At 61.1% G+C, this 16564-nt stretch carries 15 protein-coding genes and 1 pseudogene; 6 read left to right on the top strand and 10 right to left on the bottom strand.

What is annotated here, in order from left to right; translation table 11 throughout:
* Positions 1-1315, top strand: a 1315-nt coding sequence (locus OXG98_17225; GenBank protein MCY3773751.1) for an ankyrin repeat domain-containing protein, incomplete at its 5' end; no start/stop codon positions are given.
* Here the strand turns inward: OXG98_17225 and OXG98_17220 are convergent.
* Positions 1293-2504, bottom strand: a complete 1212-nt coding sequence (locus OXG98_17220; GenBank protein MCY3773750.1) for an ankyrin repeat domain-containing protein — start codon at positions 2502-2504, stop codon at positions 1293-1295. The genes OXG98_17225 and OXG98_17220 overlap by 23 nt on opposite strands.
* 308 nt (positions 2505-2812) lie before the next feature.
* Positions 2813-3776 (bottom strand): annotated as a pseudogene (locus OXG98_17215) (IS110 family transposase).
* A gap of 318 nt (positions 3777-4094) precedes the next feature.
* Between OXG98_17215 and OXG98_17210 the strand changes: the two are divergent.
* Positions 4095-5273 carry a sialidase family protein gene (locus OXG98_17210; GenBank protein ID MCY3773749.1) on the top strand — a complete coding sequence of 393 codons (1179 nt, stop codon included), beginning with the start codon at positions 4095-4097 and terminating at the stop codon, positions 5271-5273.
* 78 nt (positions 5274-5351) lie between these two features.
* Here OXG98_17210 and OXG98_17205 read toward each other — a convergent pair whose 3' ends face one another.
* Positions 5352-7061 (bottom strand): hypothetical protein, encoded by a 1710-nt coding sequence (locus OXG98_17205; protein MCY3773748.1) that lies wholly within the window; start codon positions 7059-7061, stop codon positions 5352-5354.
* The gene (locus OXG98_17200; protein MCY3773747.1) at positions 7058-7558 is read right to left on the bottom strand and encodes an SRPBCC domain-containing protein; all 501 of its coding nucleotides are present in this window, start codon (positions 7556-7558) and stop codon (positions 7058-7060) included. Before OXG98_17200 ends, OXG98_17205 begins: the two co-directional genes overlap by 4 nt.
* A 244-nt stretch (positions 7559-7802) precedes the next feature.
* Here OXG98_17200 and OXG98_17195 point away from each other — a divergent pair, with 244 nt between their 5' ends.
* The 3 genes from OXG98_17195 to OXG98_17185 all read left to right on the top strand — a co-directional run bounded on the left by OXG98_17195 (position 7803) and on the right by OXG98_17185 (position 10136).
* On the top strand, positions 7803-8597 hold the full coding sequence (locus OXG98_17195; GenBank protein MCY3773746.1) for a hypothetical protein: 795 nt from the start codon (positions 7803-7805) through the stop codon (positions 8595-8597).
* A gap of 152 nt (positions 8598-8749) precedes the next feature.
* A complete protein-coding gene (locus OXG98_17190; GenBank protein ID MCY3773745.1) occupies positions 8750-9133 on the top strand; it encodes a VOC family protein in 384 nt (127 codons plus the stop codon).
* A gap of 145 nt (positions 9134-9278) precedes the next feature.
* Positions 9279-10136: a ZIP family metal transporter gene (locus tag OXG98_17185; protein ID MCY3773744.1), complete on the top strand. Its 858-nt coding sequence runs from the start codon at positions 9279-9281 to the stop codon at positions 10134-10136.
* A gap of 90 nt (positions 10137-10226) precedes the next feature.
* Here OXG98_17185 and OXG98_17180 read toward each other — a convergent pair whose 3' ends face one another.
* The 5 genes from OXG98_17180 to OXG98_17160 form a co-directional block, all read right to left on the bottom strand.
* On the bottom strand, positions 10227-11267 hold the full coding sequence (locus OXG98_17180; GenBank protein ID MCY3773743.1) for a Gfo/Idh/MocA family oxidoreductase: 1041 nt from the start codon (positions 11265-11267) through the stop codon (positions 10227-10229).
* Between the two features lie 109 nt (positions 11268-11376).
* Positions 11377-12012 (bottom strand): pyridoxamine 5'-phosphate oxidase, encoded by a 636-nt coding sequence (gene pdxH / locus OXG98_17175; protein MCY3773742.1) that lies wholly within the window; start codon positions 12010-12012, stop codon positions 11377-11379.
* A gap of 139 nt (positions 12013-12151) precedes the next feature.
* Complete coding sequence (locus OXG98_17170; protein ID MCY3773741.1) at positions 12152-12529, bottom strand: DUF1761 domain-containing protein; 378 nt, start codon at positions 12527-12529, stop codon at positions 12152-12154.
* A 53-nt stretch (positions 12530-12582) separates the two neighbouring features.
* Positions 12583-13302, bottom strand: coding sequence for a hypothetical protein (locus tag OXG98_17165; GenBank protein MCY3773740.1), 720 nt, complete (start codon positions 13300-13302; stop codon positions 12583-12585).
* A 93-nt stretch (positions 13303-13395) separates the two neighbouring features.
* Positions 13396-14571 carry a DNA polymerase IV gene (locus tag OXG98_17160; GenBank protein ID MCY3773739.1) on the bottom strand — a complete coding sequence of 392 codons (1176 nt, stop codon included), beginning with the start codon at positions 14569-14571 and terminating at the stop codon, positions 13396-13398.
* A 227-nt stretch (positions 14572-14798) separates the two neighbouring features.
* Here OXG98_17160 and OXG98_17155 point away from each other — a divergent pair, with 227 nt between their 5' ends.
* The gene (locus tag OXG98_17155) at positions 14799-15410 is read left to right on the top strand and encodes an ankyrin repeat domain-containing protein (protein ID MCY3773738.1); all 612 of its coding nucleotides are present in this window, start codon (positions 14799-14801) and stop codon (positions 15408-15410) included.
* 75 nt (positions 15411-15485) lie between these two features.
* On the opposite strand, the gene sfsA is transcribed toward OXG98_17155, so the two are convergent.
* On the bottom strand, positions 15486-16535 hold the full coding sequence (gene sfsA / locus OXG98_17150) for a DNA/RNA nuclease SfsA (protein MCY3773737.1): 1050 nt from the start codon (positions 16533-16535) through the stop codon (positions 15486-15488).
* Positions 16536-16564: the final 29 nt, after the last annotated feature.

The raw sequence follows: 16564 nt of genomic DNA, 5'->3' as shown, positions 1-16564 counted from the left end.
AGAGCCCGGCTATACTCATCACCATGCGTACGGCGGCATCCGAAACCGGCATGGGCATATACACATCACAAGTGAATCCGCAGAGCGGTGGCTGGCGCATATGACCGCTTCGCTGCGGGATCATATAGCCGACGGACGGCTCGTGGAGGAAGTGCTCGACACCCTCGGTCCCCTTGCCCGCGGTCTCGTCAACGAGCAGCGACCCGCCCGGCAGGGGTGGGAAATGAGATGTCACCGGGAGAAGCGATGGAGACAGCCGGCAAAGATGGCAGCCAGGGGGCAGGTGGAAGCCCTGGGACGATACCTGGAAGAGGATCCCTTGGTACTGGATGATCCCCGGCACAGTGCGATCATCCTCGCAGAAGCGGCGTTGAGGGGCTATACGCCGGTAGCGGCCCTGCTGCTGGACCGGGGCGTGGACGTGAATATACCCTCGTCTCATTCGAGCGACGTTATGATGACCGCCTATTGTGCCGCCCGGAGCAAGAACAAAGATGAAACGGCCGGTCTCCTGCGGGAGCGAGGCGCCGTGTATGATATCTTCAGCGCTTGCTTTCTAGGTGACCTGGATCGTGTTTCCGCGCTGCTCGAAGAAGAACCCGGCCTCGTAAACGCCCACGATCCCGCCTGCGACCTGCTGCCCGTGACTCCTTTGCACCACGCCGTGCATGCCGGACACGAACGGGTCGTGCGGTTTCTGTTTGAACGGGGTGCCGAGACCGGGGTGAACAGCACGCCCCTGGTCAAGTACGCCGCTGGACGTGGGCGGATTGGACTGGTCCGGCTGTTACTGGAAAAAGGCGCGGACACATTCAGGATAGGTTGTGGCCACTGGGTCCTGGAGCCCGAAATGGCGGCCCTGCTGATCGCACACGGCGCCGACGTCAACTACCCGGAGGGACGGTGGATCTGGACGGCCTGTACGGGGAACAACAGCCAGCGGGATGATCCCGATTACGTTCAGGCACTGCTGGACAAGGGTGCCCGGATCGACACGGTGCTGCGGGGCGCCCAGGCCCTGCATTTCGCCGCCAAGGCGGGTTTCACGGGGGTCATGGAGGTGCTGCTGAACAACGGCGCGCCGGTCGACGCGCGCAGCGACAAGGGCGAGACTCCCCTGTTTTACGCGCTGAAGGCCGGACCCAGGGCTGACATGGTTAAATCGGTGGAATTGCTGCTGGCCCATGGAGCGGATCCAAACCTTCTGGATCGACTGGGCAAGTCGCCCCTGCGCATCGCCCGCCGGATGAGGCGCGCCGAGAAAGACCGCATCGTCGCGATGTTCGAATCCGCTAGTCCTTCTGTGACGGTGTGATGCCCTCCAGGTAGGACACCAGGGCCTCCCGCGCCGGCGACGGTCCGTGGATTTCTATCCCGACCCTGGCCCACACCAGCGGCGTCGTATCGTGTTCGTCGTCCGTCGCACCCGGATCGGCGCCGGCTTCGACGAGCATCGCCGCGATCCCGGGATCCCCGCAAAGATGCAGGGGACGCTGACCGGAATCCGCCCGCGCGTTCGCATCCGAACCCCAGTCCAGCAGCGCCCGGACCGTATCCGCCTCTCCATGCTGTACCGCGGCGTGCAGCGGCGTGCCCTCCACGGCGTGAGCCCCGATCTTCCCTTCGAAATCCAGTATACCCGCATCGGTCTGAAAAAGACGGCTGAGTTGATCCGTCCTTCCAAGAGCGGCAAGCTGACAGGGGTCGGCCGGTGCCCCGCGGTCAATCAAGTATTCCGCCAGCCGCCGGCATCGATCTCCCCGTGCGATCGCCGATCCCACCGGCGTGTTGCCTTCGCTGTCGAGCGTGTTCAATTCCGCTCCGTGTTCGAGCAGGAGGCCTGCGCATTCGACGGTCACGGCGACGTGAAGCGGAGGCTCACCCCCGAGGGCCGGCCGGAGCGCCGCGTCGGGATCTTCTGCCAGGATCGCCGACACGCGGCGGACGTCATCCATCAGGCACGCGGCGTGAATATCGACCGTGGCGCTGTATTCCCTTAGTGCGGCAACCGCTTCCATGTGACCCCAGTGCGCGGCCAGGTGGAGCGCCTTCCACCCGCCATAGGATGCAGCGCCGCAATCCGGATCCGCTCCGTTTTCCAGCAAGAGACGGATCACGTCAGCACGGCCTCGTTCGGCCGCCAGCTGGATGGGGGTGGGGCGGCCTCCCCAGCGCGGATGGGCCACGGCGTCATTTACGATACCGCCATCCTGTTTCAGAATCTCCGCGACAGACGATTTCCTGCCGCGCCAGATGGCGGCGCGCAGCCGGCGCCGGTTCACTTCCCGGCGGAGGACCGGCCAGCTTGAAAATCCATAACGCCGTGCAATGACTAGTTGGGCATCGGTCAATTTCGCGGCGGTGGGATCAATCGCGCGGGGATGCACGGCGAAGGCCGCGATCGCCTCGGCGTCGTCTGCGCGAAATGCCTTAAGGAGTTCCCGCGCCTGGGTCTTGAGCTGATCCAGGTCGGGGTCCCGGGGAAGCGTGCGAGGATTACTCATCGGCGAATTCCTTTCCATGACCTCTGATTCCGCATCTTCAGAGAAGAAAGAGATTCGCACAGTCTGTCTGTTCGTCATGGATCGGGTAGGCTCGGCCTTTTCCGCGGAGTGGATGCGCCCCGATGCGCGATGGATAGGAAACTAATTCCTGTTCCGATTCGCGTCAAGCCCGTCGTCATCAACAGGAAGTCTGGCTTCAGGGGGCGAAATCGATCTCCGGATTGCCGTTGACGCGCGCGTGCAAATCCTTTTCTTTTGCCTTACTGGCAGGGCCTTTCTTACTCAGTTGAAAGCAACTGTCTTGAAAGTCAAGAGGAGCTACCGGCGCCTTGAGATTGCAAATCGCGCCAGGGCACGCCATGCTTGAGTACGGAGTTGAGGATTACCAGCAGTTTGCGCATGCACGCTGTGAGGGCCAGTTTCCTGGGCTTTCCAGCGGCCAGCAGTCGCTGGTAGAAGTCCCGGATGACCGGATTGAATCGACTGGCCACCAGTGCGCCCATGTACAACGCGGCGCGGACCTGGGCTCGTCCGCCCCACACGGTGCGTTTGCCCCGCAGGGTGCAGCTGTCCCGGTTGAAGGGCGCCACCCCCACCAGGGCGGCGATCTGCCGGCGATCCAGCGTGCCCAACTCCGGCAGGAAGGCCAGCAGGGTGAGCGAAAGGTGATATCCCACGCCGGGGACAGTGCGCAGGAGATCATCCTTCTCCCGCCATACAGGACTCTGGATGATCGTCTTTCGCAGTTGCTCGTCCAGCTCGTTCAACTCCTGATCCAGCCACGCGATGTGGGCCTCGATGCGGGGACAGACGGCGGCGGGGGCGGCGTGCAGGCGGTTCTTCTCCGAGCCCCGCATGACAATCACCTGGCGCCTTCGGGCAACCAGGGCGTTGAGGACCTGAGTCTCGGCATCGCGCAAGGGGCGCACGGGAGGCCGGACCACCGCGGCAAACTGCGCCAGGATCGCCGCGTCCAGCGCGTCGGTCTTGGCGCAGTTTACCCGTGGCCCTGGCGAAATCGCGCACCTGGCGGGCGTTGACGACAACCACGGGAACAGCCTCGGAAGCCAATGCGGCTACCACCGGATGCTCCAACCCGCCCGAAGACTCCAGCAACGCCATGACCGGTTCAAGGGCCTTCAGACGGCTTACCAACTGACCGATGCCCGCCTCGTCGCGGGGGACCTGCCATCTTTCGTCGGTGGGACGGACCGCTACGTCCAATCGGGCCTTGGATACATCTATGCCTACGAAAATCGATTCCTGTTCCATCGTCTCCTCCTGTCCACAACAGGCCCGTCCTTGCAAGATGCGGGCTCGGTTGGCCCAGGCAACTGTTCGGGCTCTATCTGGAAAAGGGGTACGGCGACCCGCGCTTTCAAACGGTCTTCTACACAACCAAGGAGAAAACGGTCTACCGCACCCCGATACACTACGTGAAGTTAATGTTACACACAAAACACGATACAAGGGGTATCGGTTATCTGCCTGGATACCCCCTTAATATATTGATTAGAAGACTTTACGCCAGTAAATCATCCTCCCTTCATGCGCCTTTCCCGCAGGTTTCATGCACAATCAGGGTCACCCATGCAACACCGTATCGTTTTGAAAGAAAAGGGACGTTACAACGCGTTCCCCGTATTGACTCAACTTCCGGACGGGCGTTTGACGATCGGCTGTATCTCTTCGCCTTTCGGGGATCACTACGGTTTGGCGGATTGGCTGACGTTTGTGTCCCGCGACAATGGACGAACCTGGACGCAGTCGGAAGATCCTTCGCTGCCGCCCAACTGGCCCGGTATATCGCCGCGGGAGCGGTACGACAGGCTCTCCGGCATTTTACCCGACGGCACCTTAATGGCGGTGGGCTCGGTGGGACAGGAAATGTGGACACTGGACCGCCGGGAGGAAGCCGAGGCGCGCGGCCTGGGTTTCGTAGAGGATGAGACGTACACGTCCCATTTTCCGGGAAAATTGATCATAGCGGGGCATCGACTGTCGGTGATAAGATCCCGGGATGAGGGACATACCTGGGATCGGCGCACCTGGACCGTGCCGGGCTATGAATTCACGGTCGGTTTTCCACGCGGGATTGTTCTCGAAGACGGTACGTGGCTGTTTCCCATATACGCGATGCGAGCCGGCGGCTGGAGCGACTGCCTCGTGTTCCGGTCCAGCGACGACGGAGAGACCTGGCGTCTCCATGAGGCGGTGCCGCGTATTGGCAGCGAGTGGGCACTGGTAGAGACCGAGCCGAACCGTGTCCTGGGCCATATCCGCTCGACGTGTTACTGGGATCCGGCTGCCGTTGAGCGTACCTATCACAAGGACCGGTTCCACACCCTGGAAGTCTGGTCCGAAGACGGCGGCAGGACCTGGACCTGCCCGGTCGAGACGTCATTCGAGGGCTATCCGAACCACCTGCTCAAACTGCGTGACGGACGTATTCTGTGTACCTACGGCTATCGCCGTGCCCCGATGGGTATCCGCGCCTTGATCAGTGAGGACGGCGGACGCACCTGGGACATGGACCACGAATACGTGCTCCGCGAAGACGGCGGTGGAATATCGAATGAGTGGCCTGCGGAAAAGCGTGCCCGGATGGGCGGCGCGGATGTGGGCTATCCGATCTCAGCGGAGTTGGGTGACGGTACCATACTGACCGTCTATTACATCACGACGGAAGATGGCATCACCCATGTTGCCGCCACCCACTGGCATCCCGACCGCGATAGACCGCCAGGTCCTCGAAGAGGTAAGCATTAGTTGCGATTGCGGCAGAGACTATAAGGGTAGCCCCTGCCTGTTCCGCGTCAAGTCCTTAGCCTACCGCCGTCTGTGCGCTCAGGAAACGGCGCCGGCTTCCCGCAGCCGAACCACGATGCCTGCATGTCCGTAGCGTTCGGCCCAGGCGATCGGGGTGGTCCAGGGTTCCCCGTCGGGCTGCGGGTCGGCGCCGTGCTGCAGGAACAGGTCGACCAGCTCGTCGCGACCCCAGCGAGACGCCCAGGCCAGGGGCGTTGAATGAAGCAGCGTATCCCTGCCTTCGAGCGAGGCGCCGTATTCGAGGAACATCCGGGCAAACTCGATCCGTTCCTCCTCTTTCAATATCGGCTCGCCCCAGACTTTGCCGGTAGCCGCGATATAGTGCAGGAGTGATGTATCGCGCCGGCCCTTTACGTTCGGGTCCACCCCGTGATCGAGGAACATGCGGACGATCTCCGGGAATATGGAACGATCGAAATCCCGATACTTGCGATGAGGACCGCAGGGCCAGATTCCAATGGGCTGGATGACGAGTCTGTACCAGCGTGGATCATCCAGGGCCCAGTCCATCTTGCGCAGACACACGCCGACCACGCTGGGATCGCCGCCGCAGGCGGCTCCCCAGAGTATCTGCTCGACCAGATCGGGCTTCAGTTGCAGTGCCATGACCGCGGCGGAAGTATCGCATTCCAGGGCCGCGCCATCCGGTGTCATCGAACCTCCGTACCGGTACAGCAGTTGCTTCATCCGATCGTCCCGGTTATTGTAGGCACGGCTCATGGGATTGCCCGAGGCATACACGCTGGCGTTGGCGTCGGCGCCTCGTTCGAGCAGCAACCGCGCGATATCGTACATGCCGTCGCCTGCCGCGATCCACAGCGGTTCGCCCCAGTTGTACGTCTCTTCTTCCAGTGACTGGATGCGGTACCGCTGGTTCGGGTCCATGCCGAGATCGAGCAACAGCTTTACCATTTCGTACCGATTGTGTCGGACGGCATCTCCCAGCAGGTGGGTTTCGGACTCGACATCCGGTTCGAACAGCCCGGGGCGGCTCTCCGCTACCTGGCGCACGGCTTCCGCGTCTCCCAGCATCACGTTTGTACGCAGGCTCCTCGGAGCGCCCGCGGTCATCAGGATTCCCGCGGCCATGAAACATCCTTCCGACCGTCGTCGATCCGTTGCAGCCGTTTGATCTACGGCCAGCTCAAGGGGGGTCCGGTCCTCGAGGTTGGTCTTGCCCGTGTCGGACTTTAACGTCAACAGCGCCAGAACGAGTCCGGGATGGCCGTGGGCGGCCGCGTGGTGCAGGACTGTATTCCCGTCTTCGTCGCAGGCCTCCGCGAGTTCCGGAGCCTGATGGATATCCCGCATCGCGCCGGCCACGTCGCCTTCCGCCACTTTCTCGGCGAGCCGTACTATCTCCTGTGAAACCGTCAGATTCGGACAGAGGTTCGCCTCGCGCCTCCGCTCCAGCTCCTCATTGATTGTTTCTATGACATCATCGAATCCGCGGTCGCGAGCCATGACCAGGGGAGTGGACGCGTCCCTGTGGGGATAGACGCCCTGATTGGGATCGGCCCCCGCGGCCATGAGAGCGGAGACCGCTTCCTTCTGGCGGTTTATCACAGCGTGATGCAGGGCACGGTGTTCATCGTAGGACGCCGTGTCCACTCCCACCAGGTGGGGTGCGACGGCCAGAATGGTATCCAGACGTTTCATGTCTCCGGCAGCGGACGCCTGGCACAGTTCGGCCACGGTGAAGGCGCCGGAGGTCGTCTCGTTCGTCATGATTCCTTCCCCCCGTCTGAGTCTCTGTGGTCCGCGGCCAGGTGGCCGTATCGATCCTCGTAGGTCTTCATGAGGTCGTCGTAGCGGTCCTCTACCGTGGTCCCGTCCAGGTAGGGCTCCAGGTGGTCGATGAAGGCATGCCAGCCCGCGGAAAATCCCATCAGGATGTCCGGCGTGACGTGGGAATTCGTAAATCGAAGCCGCGTGCCGCTTCCACGGGGTTCAAGCGCCCATCTGACCACGGAAAGTCCCCAGGTATAGGCGAACACCCGTTCAGGCACCCATTCGCAGACAATGCCTTCCAGGTTTCCCTCCGACTTGAAATCCACGAAGATCCTGCCGCCGATCCGGCGCTCCAGCGTGGTCTGGTACTTCATCCATGCGGAGATCCCGTCCGCCGTCGTAACGGCATCCCATACCCGGGCGACGGGATACGCGTACTCCCGTTCTATTTCGATGCAGTATTCAGTCGTTATCCTGGCCAGAGATTCTGACATTGCGATCACTGCCCTTTAGCATTAGTGTCCGTGAGAACGGCTAACGTTACAAATAACGGAACTTCGGTCGAAATCCGATTCCTGCCTGAAAGGAATTCCGGTTCGATGGGTTTCAGTATCTGCAAGGATCCGCAGTCCGATGCGCTTCAGCACGCGCTCCTCGCTGCCGGGCTTATCGAGGTTTGTGTTGACAGTACAGCCCGGCGACACTAACCATGTTTCATCGGTATTATGGGAGCGGATAATGCGATTTGACAAGGAAAAACAGTGGATCGGCGCGGTATACGCCGAAGACCTCGAACTCATGGGCGAAATGCTGGCCGAGGAACCGTCTCTGGCCAACTTCAGCCACGAAGCCTTCGACGATCCATACCGGGAAGGCCGCTTCCCCGTTTACACCCTGCCCTTCGCCATCTGCGGTCCCCCGCAACAGCAGATCGAATGGCGGCAGGTTGAGCGAACCATCAACTTCGAAATGGTCAGAATGCTGGTCGAAGCCGGGGCCGACCCCAATATCGAAAACGTGCACGGTCGTCCACTTTGTCTTTGTCGGGACGAACAAATCGCACGTTACCTGATCGAACAAGGCGCTGATATCAATCGGTGGCACGACAACGGTGGCGCGCCGGTCTACTTCTCGGTCTGGCAAATCGATCCGGAACGATTGCGGATGCAGATCCGTCTGGGAGCGGATCTGACGCGGATCAATCCCCATAACGGTTCGTCCGCCTTTCATTCCGCCGCGGAAGTCAGACCCGGCGACGAACATCTTGCCGATCACCTCGAAACCATCCGCATTCTACGGGAATCCGGCCTGGATCCCAATCACGCGGCAGGCAGCGGCGTCCAGTCTGACTGGGGACCGATTTACCAGGGGGATGCGCCCCTGCACATGGCCGTCCAGTTGAACCGGCCCGAGGTGATTGAGGCTCTGATCGCCGCCGGTTGCGATCCGGCCGGGACCAACGCGGTGGACGAGACGCCGCGCGACGTGGCTTCGAGGGTCGGCCGCGGCCAGGAGACACTCCGGCTTCTCTGAGTCTGCCGCGAGTTCGCCGGCGCGAACGTTCCGAGAACGTCCGCGCGAACGCGCCGAGAACGCGGCTACTGGTCCGCTCGCACGAACGCGGCTGTTTACTGTCGGCTTCCCGGCTCGAGAACGGACCACCTTGTCGTCTGAGGAGACCGATCATGCAGCTCGAAAAACTGCACCAGGTGGCCGTTTTCTCCCGCGACCTGGGCGAAACGAAGACCTTTTACGAGGAGACCCTCGGAGCTAAACTGCTGGCGTATTTTGAGGGTCCTCCGGGCCTGCTGTTTTTCGATTTTCTCGGAACGCGCATCCTCTTTGAAAAGGCGGCGCACACGGCCACGCTTTATTTCTGGGTGGACGACCTGAACGCCTCGTACGAAGAACTGAAAGCAAAGGGGGTCGCATTCGTGGGCAAACCCCACCCCATATTCAGGGATGAACAGGGTACCTTCGGCACGGCGGGATACGTGGAATCGATGGTGTTTTTCAAGGACCCATCCGGCAATACCCTCGCCCTGGCCACCCAGCAGCCGCCGGAATGAGCCCTTTCGTACCAGGTATGGATTGGCCTACAGGTTCCGGCTGTCGACGGAGGCTGGTCCGCCCGGTGATTGGCGTCCCGCTCCCCGGCCATGAACTCTTCGGGTATTACGGTTTTCAATAACCACAGACCGGAGCATCATCCACATGTCACTGTTAACGTTCAAGTTACTTTCCGCAGCCGCAATACTCGCCATCGCGGTGATAGGCGGACTGATCCCCCTCTACGCCGCAAAACATGAAAACAGCAGACGGTTTTTCTCGCTGGGAAACGCTTTCGCGGGCGGATTGTTTCTGGGCGTGGGATTTATCCACCTGCTACCGGAGGGCATCGAGAAGCTCGAAGGCGTAACGGACTACCCACTGGCCGCGTTGCTGGCCGCGTTCGGTCTCGTGGGACTGCTGCTGATCGATCGCGTCATTTACGGGGAGCACCACGTCACCGAGCATTCCGAGGATGGAGCGCAGCATTGCATCTACCCGTACGTACTGCTGGTTCTTTTGTCCATTCATTCCGTCATCGCCGGCATATCACTCGGCATAGAGTCCTACTTCTCCGGTCTGGCTATCATATTGCTCGGGATACTCTGCCACAAGGGATCGGCCGCCTTCGCCCTTATGATCAGCGTGCTCAGGGCAGGCATCGAGAAGCGGCGTCACAGACCTATTCTCGCGGTTTTCGTTTCGATGACGCCGCTGGGTATCCTGGCAGGGATGACGGCCGCCATGGCCCTGGAGGAGAGCGAGTCCGTCACTACCTTGATCGAGGGGAGTTTCAACGCCATCGCGGCGGGAACGTTTATCTATGTGGCGATTATCGACATCATCGATGCGGAGCTTTCGAGGCGCAACGTGCGCGTGGCGAAATTCGTCATGAGCGTACTCGCCGGAGACGACGATCAACCCATGCCCACACGGGACCACGACCGCATAATCAAATTCGTCCTGGTTATCCTCGGTATCGGACTGATGGCGCTGCTGGTGGAATGGGCGCACGCCCACTGACCGGCAGATACAATATCGGCCGAATACAGGTTTTCGAAGATCCCCACATCCGGATCCGGCGCGGAGAGGCGGCGAGCACCGCCTGGACGCTCACTCGATGTACACTTTCTCGCCCGTCCGCGCGCTCTCGTACATCGCGTCGAGCAGTAGCATGAACCGATAGGCATCGTCTGCGTTCACGTCGGGAGCGACGCGTCCCGCGATAGCCCGTGCGAAGTGTTCCACTTCATGATAGAAGGGCAGTCCTTCTTCCGGCGGTTCCGTATGCGGGACGTCGGATTCATCCTCGATCTGCCGCCCGGTAAAAACGCCCTCCTCCGTCTGCCACAGTTGGCCGTGGGAATAGGCGCCCTCGCTCCCGTACACCTCCACCACGGTGGGCGTATCGCAGTGCACCCAGCGGGAGCAGTCTATCTGGATCGTCTTGCCTCCATCAAAACCGGCAAGCCCCGAGAAATAGTCTTCGGCCGGACCTTCCGGTCCGTCATAGATTGCCTCGACGACGTGCTTGGCGGCAAACGCCCATTTGGGGTCCGGACAGCCCATCCACCACCAGGCCAGATCCAGCTCGTGCGATGCGTGCTGGCCCAGTGCTCCGCCCTTCTGGCCATACACGTGGGTCCAACCCTCGGGACTGTCCAATGGCGCCCTGTGGTTGTACTTCAGAAAGATGCGGGCGTGGTACGGCTCACCAATGCGGCCACGGCTCAACGCGGCGCGCGTCCTGCGGTTCCCCGGATCGTGACGCATGAAGTAGCAGAACTGCAACGTTACCCCGGCGTGCTCGGCCGCTTCTTTGATCGTCAGGATATGGTCGGCGTGCGTGGCATGCGGTTTCTGCACCAGAACATGCTTGCCCGCGGCGATCGCATCGAGGACCATGGGATAGCGGGCGGGCGGATTCACGGCCAGGAGCACGGCATCCACCTCTTTGTCGGACAGCAGGTCCTGGTAGGGACCGTACAGACGGGGGATTCCCTCTTCCCGGCCCACCCGGTTTCGGCGCTCCTCGATCAGGTCGCCGATCGCGACGACATCGAGCAGTGCGCTGGCGCAGGCCGATCGGATGGCGGCATGACCCGCCCCGCCGCAGCCCACGACCCCGAACCCGATCGTTTTATCCTTTTGCATCATCTCCACCTGTATTATTGCGCCTCGTCAGGGATGGGTATCGTTCCCCGATGGGCAGGACCGTGTAATGGACAGGACCGTGTAACGGCCATGCGGACGACGGAGGCGGTCAGGGCGACAACCGTTCCGTCACCCATACGCCGCCGTCGCGTCTGTATCGAATCCGGTCGTGCAGCCGGCGCTCGCGGCCCTGCCAGAATTCGAACTCATCAGGCGAAACGCGGAATCCGCCCCAGTTATCGGGGTATGGGAGGTCGCCCTCCGGGTATTCCGCCTTGAGTGCCTCGTATCGTTCTTCGAGGACCTTTCGGTCCGGTATGACCTCGCTCTGTCTGGAGCTCAGTGCCGCCAGGCGGCTCTCCAGGGGCCTGGAATGGAAATACCGGGCTGATTCTTCCGACGATACCTTCTGTACGGCGCCCGCAATCCGGATCTGCCGGCCAAGTTCGCGCCAGTAGAACACCAGGGCCGCCCGGGGGTTCTCCAGCAGGTCCCGGCTCTTCGCACTCCTGTAATCCGTATAGAAAACGAATCCCCGCTCGTCGACGCCCCGCAGAACAACCATCCTGGCCGTCGGCACGCCGGCCGGTGAAGCCGTCGCCACCGTCATCACGTCCGCGAGTTCGATGCCGGCGCCGACCGCGTCCGCGAACCAGATGTCGAACTGCCTGAACGGGTTGTCGTCCAGGTCCTGTTCACTCAGATTGCCGAATACGTACTCCCTGCGGAGTGCTTCCAGGTCCATAAGTAATCAGACCAATCCTTTTTCCAGATCCGGGATTGATGCTTTGGCATGCCTCGGAATTACATGTCGTGATCTGTTTTTGCCAGCTTGACTTTCACGTCTTGACGTCACGTCTCGAATCAGACGCCTTTTATTCGATCTAACGCCACACGGCAAGGATGGCGCCCATCACCACGCTGTAGAGCACGCGGTATCCCGACTGGATCAGCCACAGTTTCAGCCCTGTATCGCCGAACGCGGCGTCCGATGCCATTGCCGTCGCGATGAACCCCACACCCACCAGGAGTCCAATCACGACGCCACCACCCAGGGTGGAAATGTTCAGTGCGTTAATGAGCATCGCAAGGACGATCGCAGTGATAAGCGCGGTAAAGAAACTGATGACAAATGGGGCCGGGGATGGCTGAATCTGATCCGCCGTTTTTCCTATTGCGGACATCCAGGCGTCGCCGAAAAGCGGACCGTACCAGATGCCGCCGATGATGAATCCGACCGCCGTCGCCACGATGACAGCCAACCAGTTCAATCCAGATATCTCAAGCATATCACCTCCATGTTAAATAGGTTCCTTCACTCATCCACAATGGCTTCATCCACTGCGTCCTCTTCCGTAGAGCCTTCATCTGCGGATGCTTCATCGGTGGCGCCTTGATCCACTGCAGCCTCGTCCGCGGCGGGTCCATCCACCACGGGCCTGACTTCATACCGCAGAATGGTAACATAGTTGTCGGGGTTTCCCCTGAAGAACATGCCCGGGCCTTTCAGGTATTCTTCCTCGTGGGGACTTGTGACTACGTACCCCTTGTCCAGGGCAAAGGCGGCCAGTCTTTTCAAGGTTGGTGTCTCTTCATCATAAGGTCCGACATACAGCAGTTCGACCACGTCGCCATACGCCCAGGTCGTGAGCGAAGCCCGAAGTCCCGGAACCGCCACGTGTATTGGAAGGTCGGTGACCGAATCCGGTACGGGCAGCCCGTAGACGCCGGTCCATTCCGCCCTCGGTTGGCCAGGGGACACGGGCCACCGGGCCCTGGGTGCAGGCCGTGGCCATGGCGTTACTCCGTCAGCGTCATAGTACAGGTCGAACAGCAGTTCGAACGCCCTTTTGCCCACGATATTCGGATCACCTTTCGCCTCGACCACGATCATCTTCTGAGGCGGCCGGGTCGAAATCGCCGGTTCTTTCAGATGCTCGTACGCCGTCAGGTCCGGCCCCTGCATGGCGAAGTACGCGAGCAGCACTGCCGCCGCCAGGACCAGGACTACTACACCCAGGATGATCTTTTTCATGGGCACCTCTAAGTATCTCGAAGGTTTCTCCGCGGCCGTTGCAGTTGTTCCGCGACCGTGGTAGTTCCTCCGCGACCGTGGCGGGGACCCGGGCTACGGTTTCAGCGAAGTTGCCGCTGCGCCATGACGAATGGCATGGCGTCCATACCGGTTTCGTATATCGTCAATCGCGCGAAGCAGCCGTCCCGACGTCTCATCGGCGCGTTGGAACAGGTCCGTCTGTATCGGTTCGTCCGGCCGGACCAGGTTGCCGGCGGCCACGCCCAGCAGCCGAATACCCGTCCGGCCGTCCCAGACCCGGTCGAACAGGTTCCGGGCCGCCTCGCCGATCACGAAGTCGTTGTCCGTCGGCGCCACGGCCGCCTGCCGCGTCAACGTCTTGAAGTCGCCGAACCGGACCTTGATCCGGACCGTTCTGCCCAGCAGTCCTTCCCGCCTGAGCCGTCGGCCCACGCGGTCGCTCTGGTCCACGAGAAAGCGGTGGCACGCATCCCGTTCGACCAGGTCCGTGCCGAAGGTGTTCTCGTGACTCACCGACTTCGCGGCGTGGCCGGTGACCACGGCCCGGTCGTCCAGTCCCCTGGACAGGTGGAAGAAATGTGAACCGGCCGCGTCGCCGAGCATCCGCTGCAGGTCATCGGTAGATCGCTTCTGCACGTCGCCTATCGTCTTGAGGCCGCTCCGGGCCAGGCGCTCCTGCATGTCCTTCCCAGCTCCCCAGAGAAACGATACGGGCAACGGCGCCAGGAAATCCCTCACGCTATTCTCGGGGACGATCACCAGTCCGTCCGGCTTGTCCAGGTCGGAGGCCACCTTGGCCACGTACTTGCACGGCGCCACCCCTACGGAGATGGTCAGCTGCGTTTCCTCGAGCACGTCCGCTTTGATGGATCGGGCTATCGCCTCGCCGTCGCCGAACAGTCGCGCCGAGCCGGTAACATCCAGGAACGCTTCGTCCAGCGACAGGGGCTCGACCAAGGGCGTGTACCGATGGAAAACGTCCTGGACCTGACGGGAAACCTTGCCGTAGACGTCCGATCTGACCGGCAGGAAGATCCCCTGGGGACACAGTTTTTTGGCGGTCGTTCCCGGCATCGCGGAATGTACGCCGAATCTGCGGGCCTCGTACGAACAAGTGGACACCACCGAACGCGGGCCGTCGCCGCCCACTATGACGGGCTTGCCGCGCAACTCGGGACGGTCGCGCTGCTCGATGGCCGCGAAGAAGGCGTCCATGTCCGCGTGGAGGATGGTGCGGGATTGTTTCACGATGGACCGGATTGGACTACATTAAACAGAAAAATGGAGAAATCGCGTTGCCGGATTGGTAGTCCTGATTATACTGTCTGACCGGGATTCCTACAAGCGCTTTGTCGAAGATGATCAGCAGGAAACTGTTTATTACGCGAGGTGTTGCGTCAATCAATTCGAGGTGGACTGGTGTATGGGGTCAAACTGCGCTGACTCGACACAACCGTAGTATTGCGGGAGGTACCATGTCCAATCATGAGGAGTTGAACCGGGCACTGATTAGGGCCGTGGAGGACGGTGATTTCGAAGGGGTAAGGGAGGCTGTCGGACAGGGCGCCGATGCGGCGTGCATTACGCCTGCGCATATCCCGCCCCAGAGGGAAACCGACGAACACTACGAGATCATGCGGTATCTGTTCGCAAGAGGCACCGACGTCAACTTCGCCGGATTCGATGAGGGCATACTCATGACCTTCTCGGCCTACCGTGGACAGTTGCGTTATCTGCGTCTTTACCTGGAGGCCGGTGCCGACATCAATCTCGCCCAGCCCATGAACGGCGTCACGGGCCTGCACGTGGCGGTCCAGCACAATCTGTCGGAAATCGTACGTTTCTTTCTCGACCATGGCGCCAGGGTCGATCAGGCCTGCCACGATGACGCGCCGACCCCGGATCCCGGCCACGTGTATGGAGAAACGGCCCTGCATTTCGCCGCTGCAGGCGCCGACGGGGAGATCGTACAAATGCTCCTGGAAGCCGGAGCGGACCGGTCGGCCAGGTCTTCCAGGGGCGAATCACCGCTGGACTACGCGATACGGAACGATCGGCCGGAAGAGGTACTTCGGCTGCTCAGGTAGTCAGACAGGTCGTATTGTGTCGATCGCCGCGGGTTCAGTCTACAGGTTCACCCCCCGCAGGTTCAGTCCACAGGTTTAGTCCGATTCCCTGGCAAGGCGGCGGGGCATGCGAAAGTCGAGCAGCGCCTGTTGAAAACCGGGCGTCGGTACGGGGTCGAATCCGCATCTGAAGGTCCAGCCGTGGGCCTCGTCCCGTGGATTCCCGTAGAGATGGGACAGCACGCCGGCCATGTCTTCGGCCATGTCGATCGATGTCCTGACCGGATAGACCCTTTCAGCACACCTTCCGGCTTTTTTGGACAGGTCGTGTTCATACCTCGTGAGTGAAACGCGGTAGCCGGCCCCGTCGCGCTCGACGATCAGCAGATGCCCCCGGTCTACGCACTCCCTCCGTATCGCATCCCACGGTATTGCCACTTCTGGACACGCGATACGGTAGCGCAGATCTTCGGTCCATTCGATCGAAACCGCGCGGACGGGCAGCTTGTTCTCCACGTCGCGGAAAGCCAGGCTGAAGGCGTAATCCGTATGATAGTCCGGAAGAAAAAGACCTGCCGATCCATGTCCATGGTGTATCAGGAAAAGCAAGGCACCCCGCTCTCCCGCCGAACACATTCCGGCCAGCGACTCCAGGTGCCTTCGCCCACGTTCCGTAACCGCGTCGGGAAACATGGCTATGCCGTTCGCGGAGAGGGTGCACGATTTCACTTCCAGGCAAAGGGCGCCCTCCGCGTCCTTCAGCAGGAAGTCGAACCGGTTGCCGCCGACGGTTACTTCGGTCCCCGCAATCCCGTATTCCTTCAGTGCGGGGATCGCGCGGGATTCGATCAGCCTGTGCGCGACCGTATTGTTCAGATGGGTGTGTAGAAATACGACGCGTCCCTGGTAGCGCACGGCCATCACCGTGTACCGCGTCTTCCGTAATGCCTGTTCACCGTGGTCCGCCAGGATCAGTACGACGCCCGGCAAAAGCAGTTCCCCCATCCTGCCGGGATTCGGCATAAAAACCTTCGTTTCCCTGCCTTCAATGCCGCAGTGAACGGCGAACCGGTTCGGACGGGAGAGGAAGGTGCCTTCTACCAGGGGGAGGGAGCAGATCGGGGGAAAATACGTCTTCGTGTCCATTATCCTGGTTTCGCCGGATTCGATCGTAC

The organism is Gemmatimonadota bacterium (genome assembly GCA_026706345.1).
Taxonomy (GTDB): Bacteria; JAAXHH01; JAAXHH01; order JAAXHH01; family JAAXHH01; genus JAAXHH01.
This window is presented reverse-complemented; position numbering and strand designations above follow the sequence as displayed.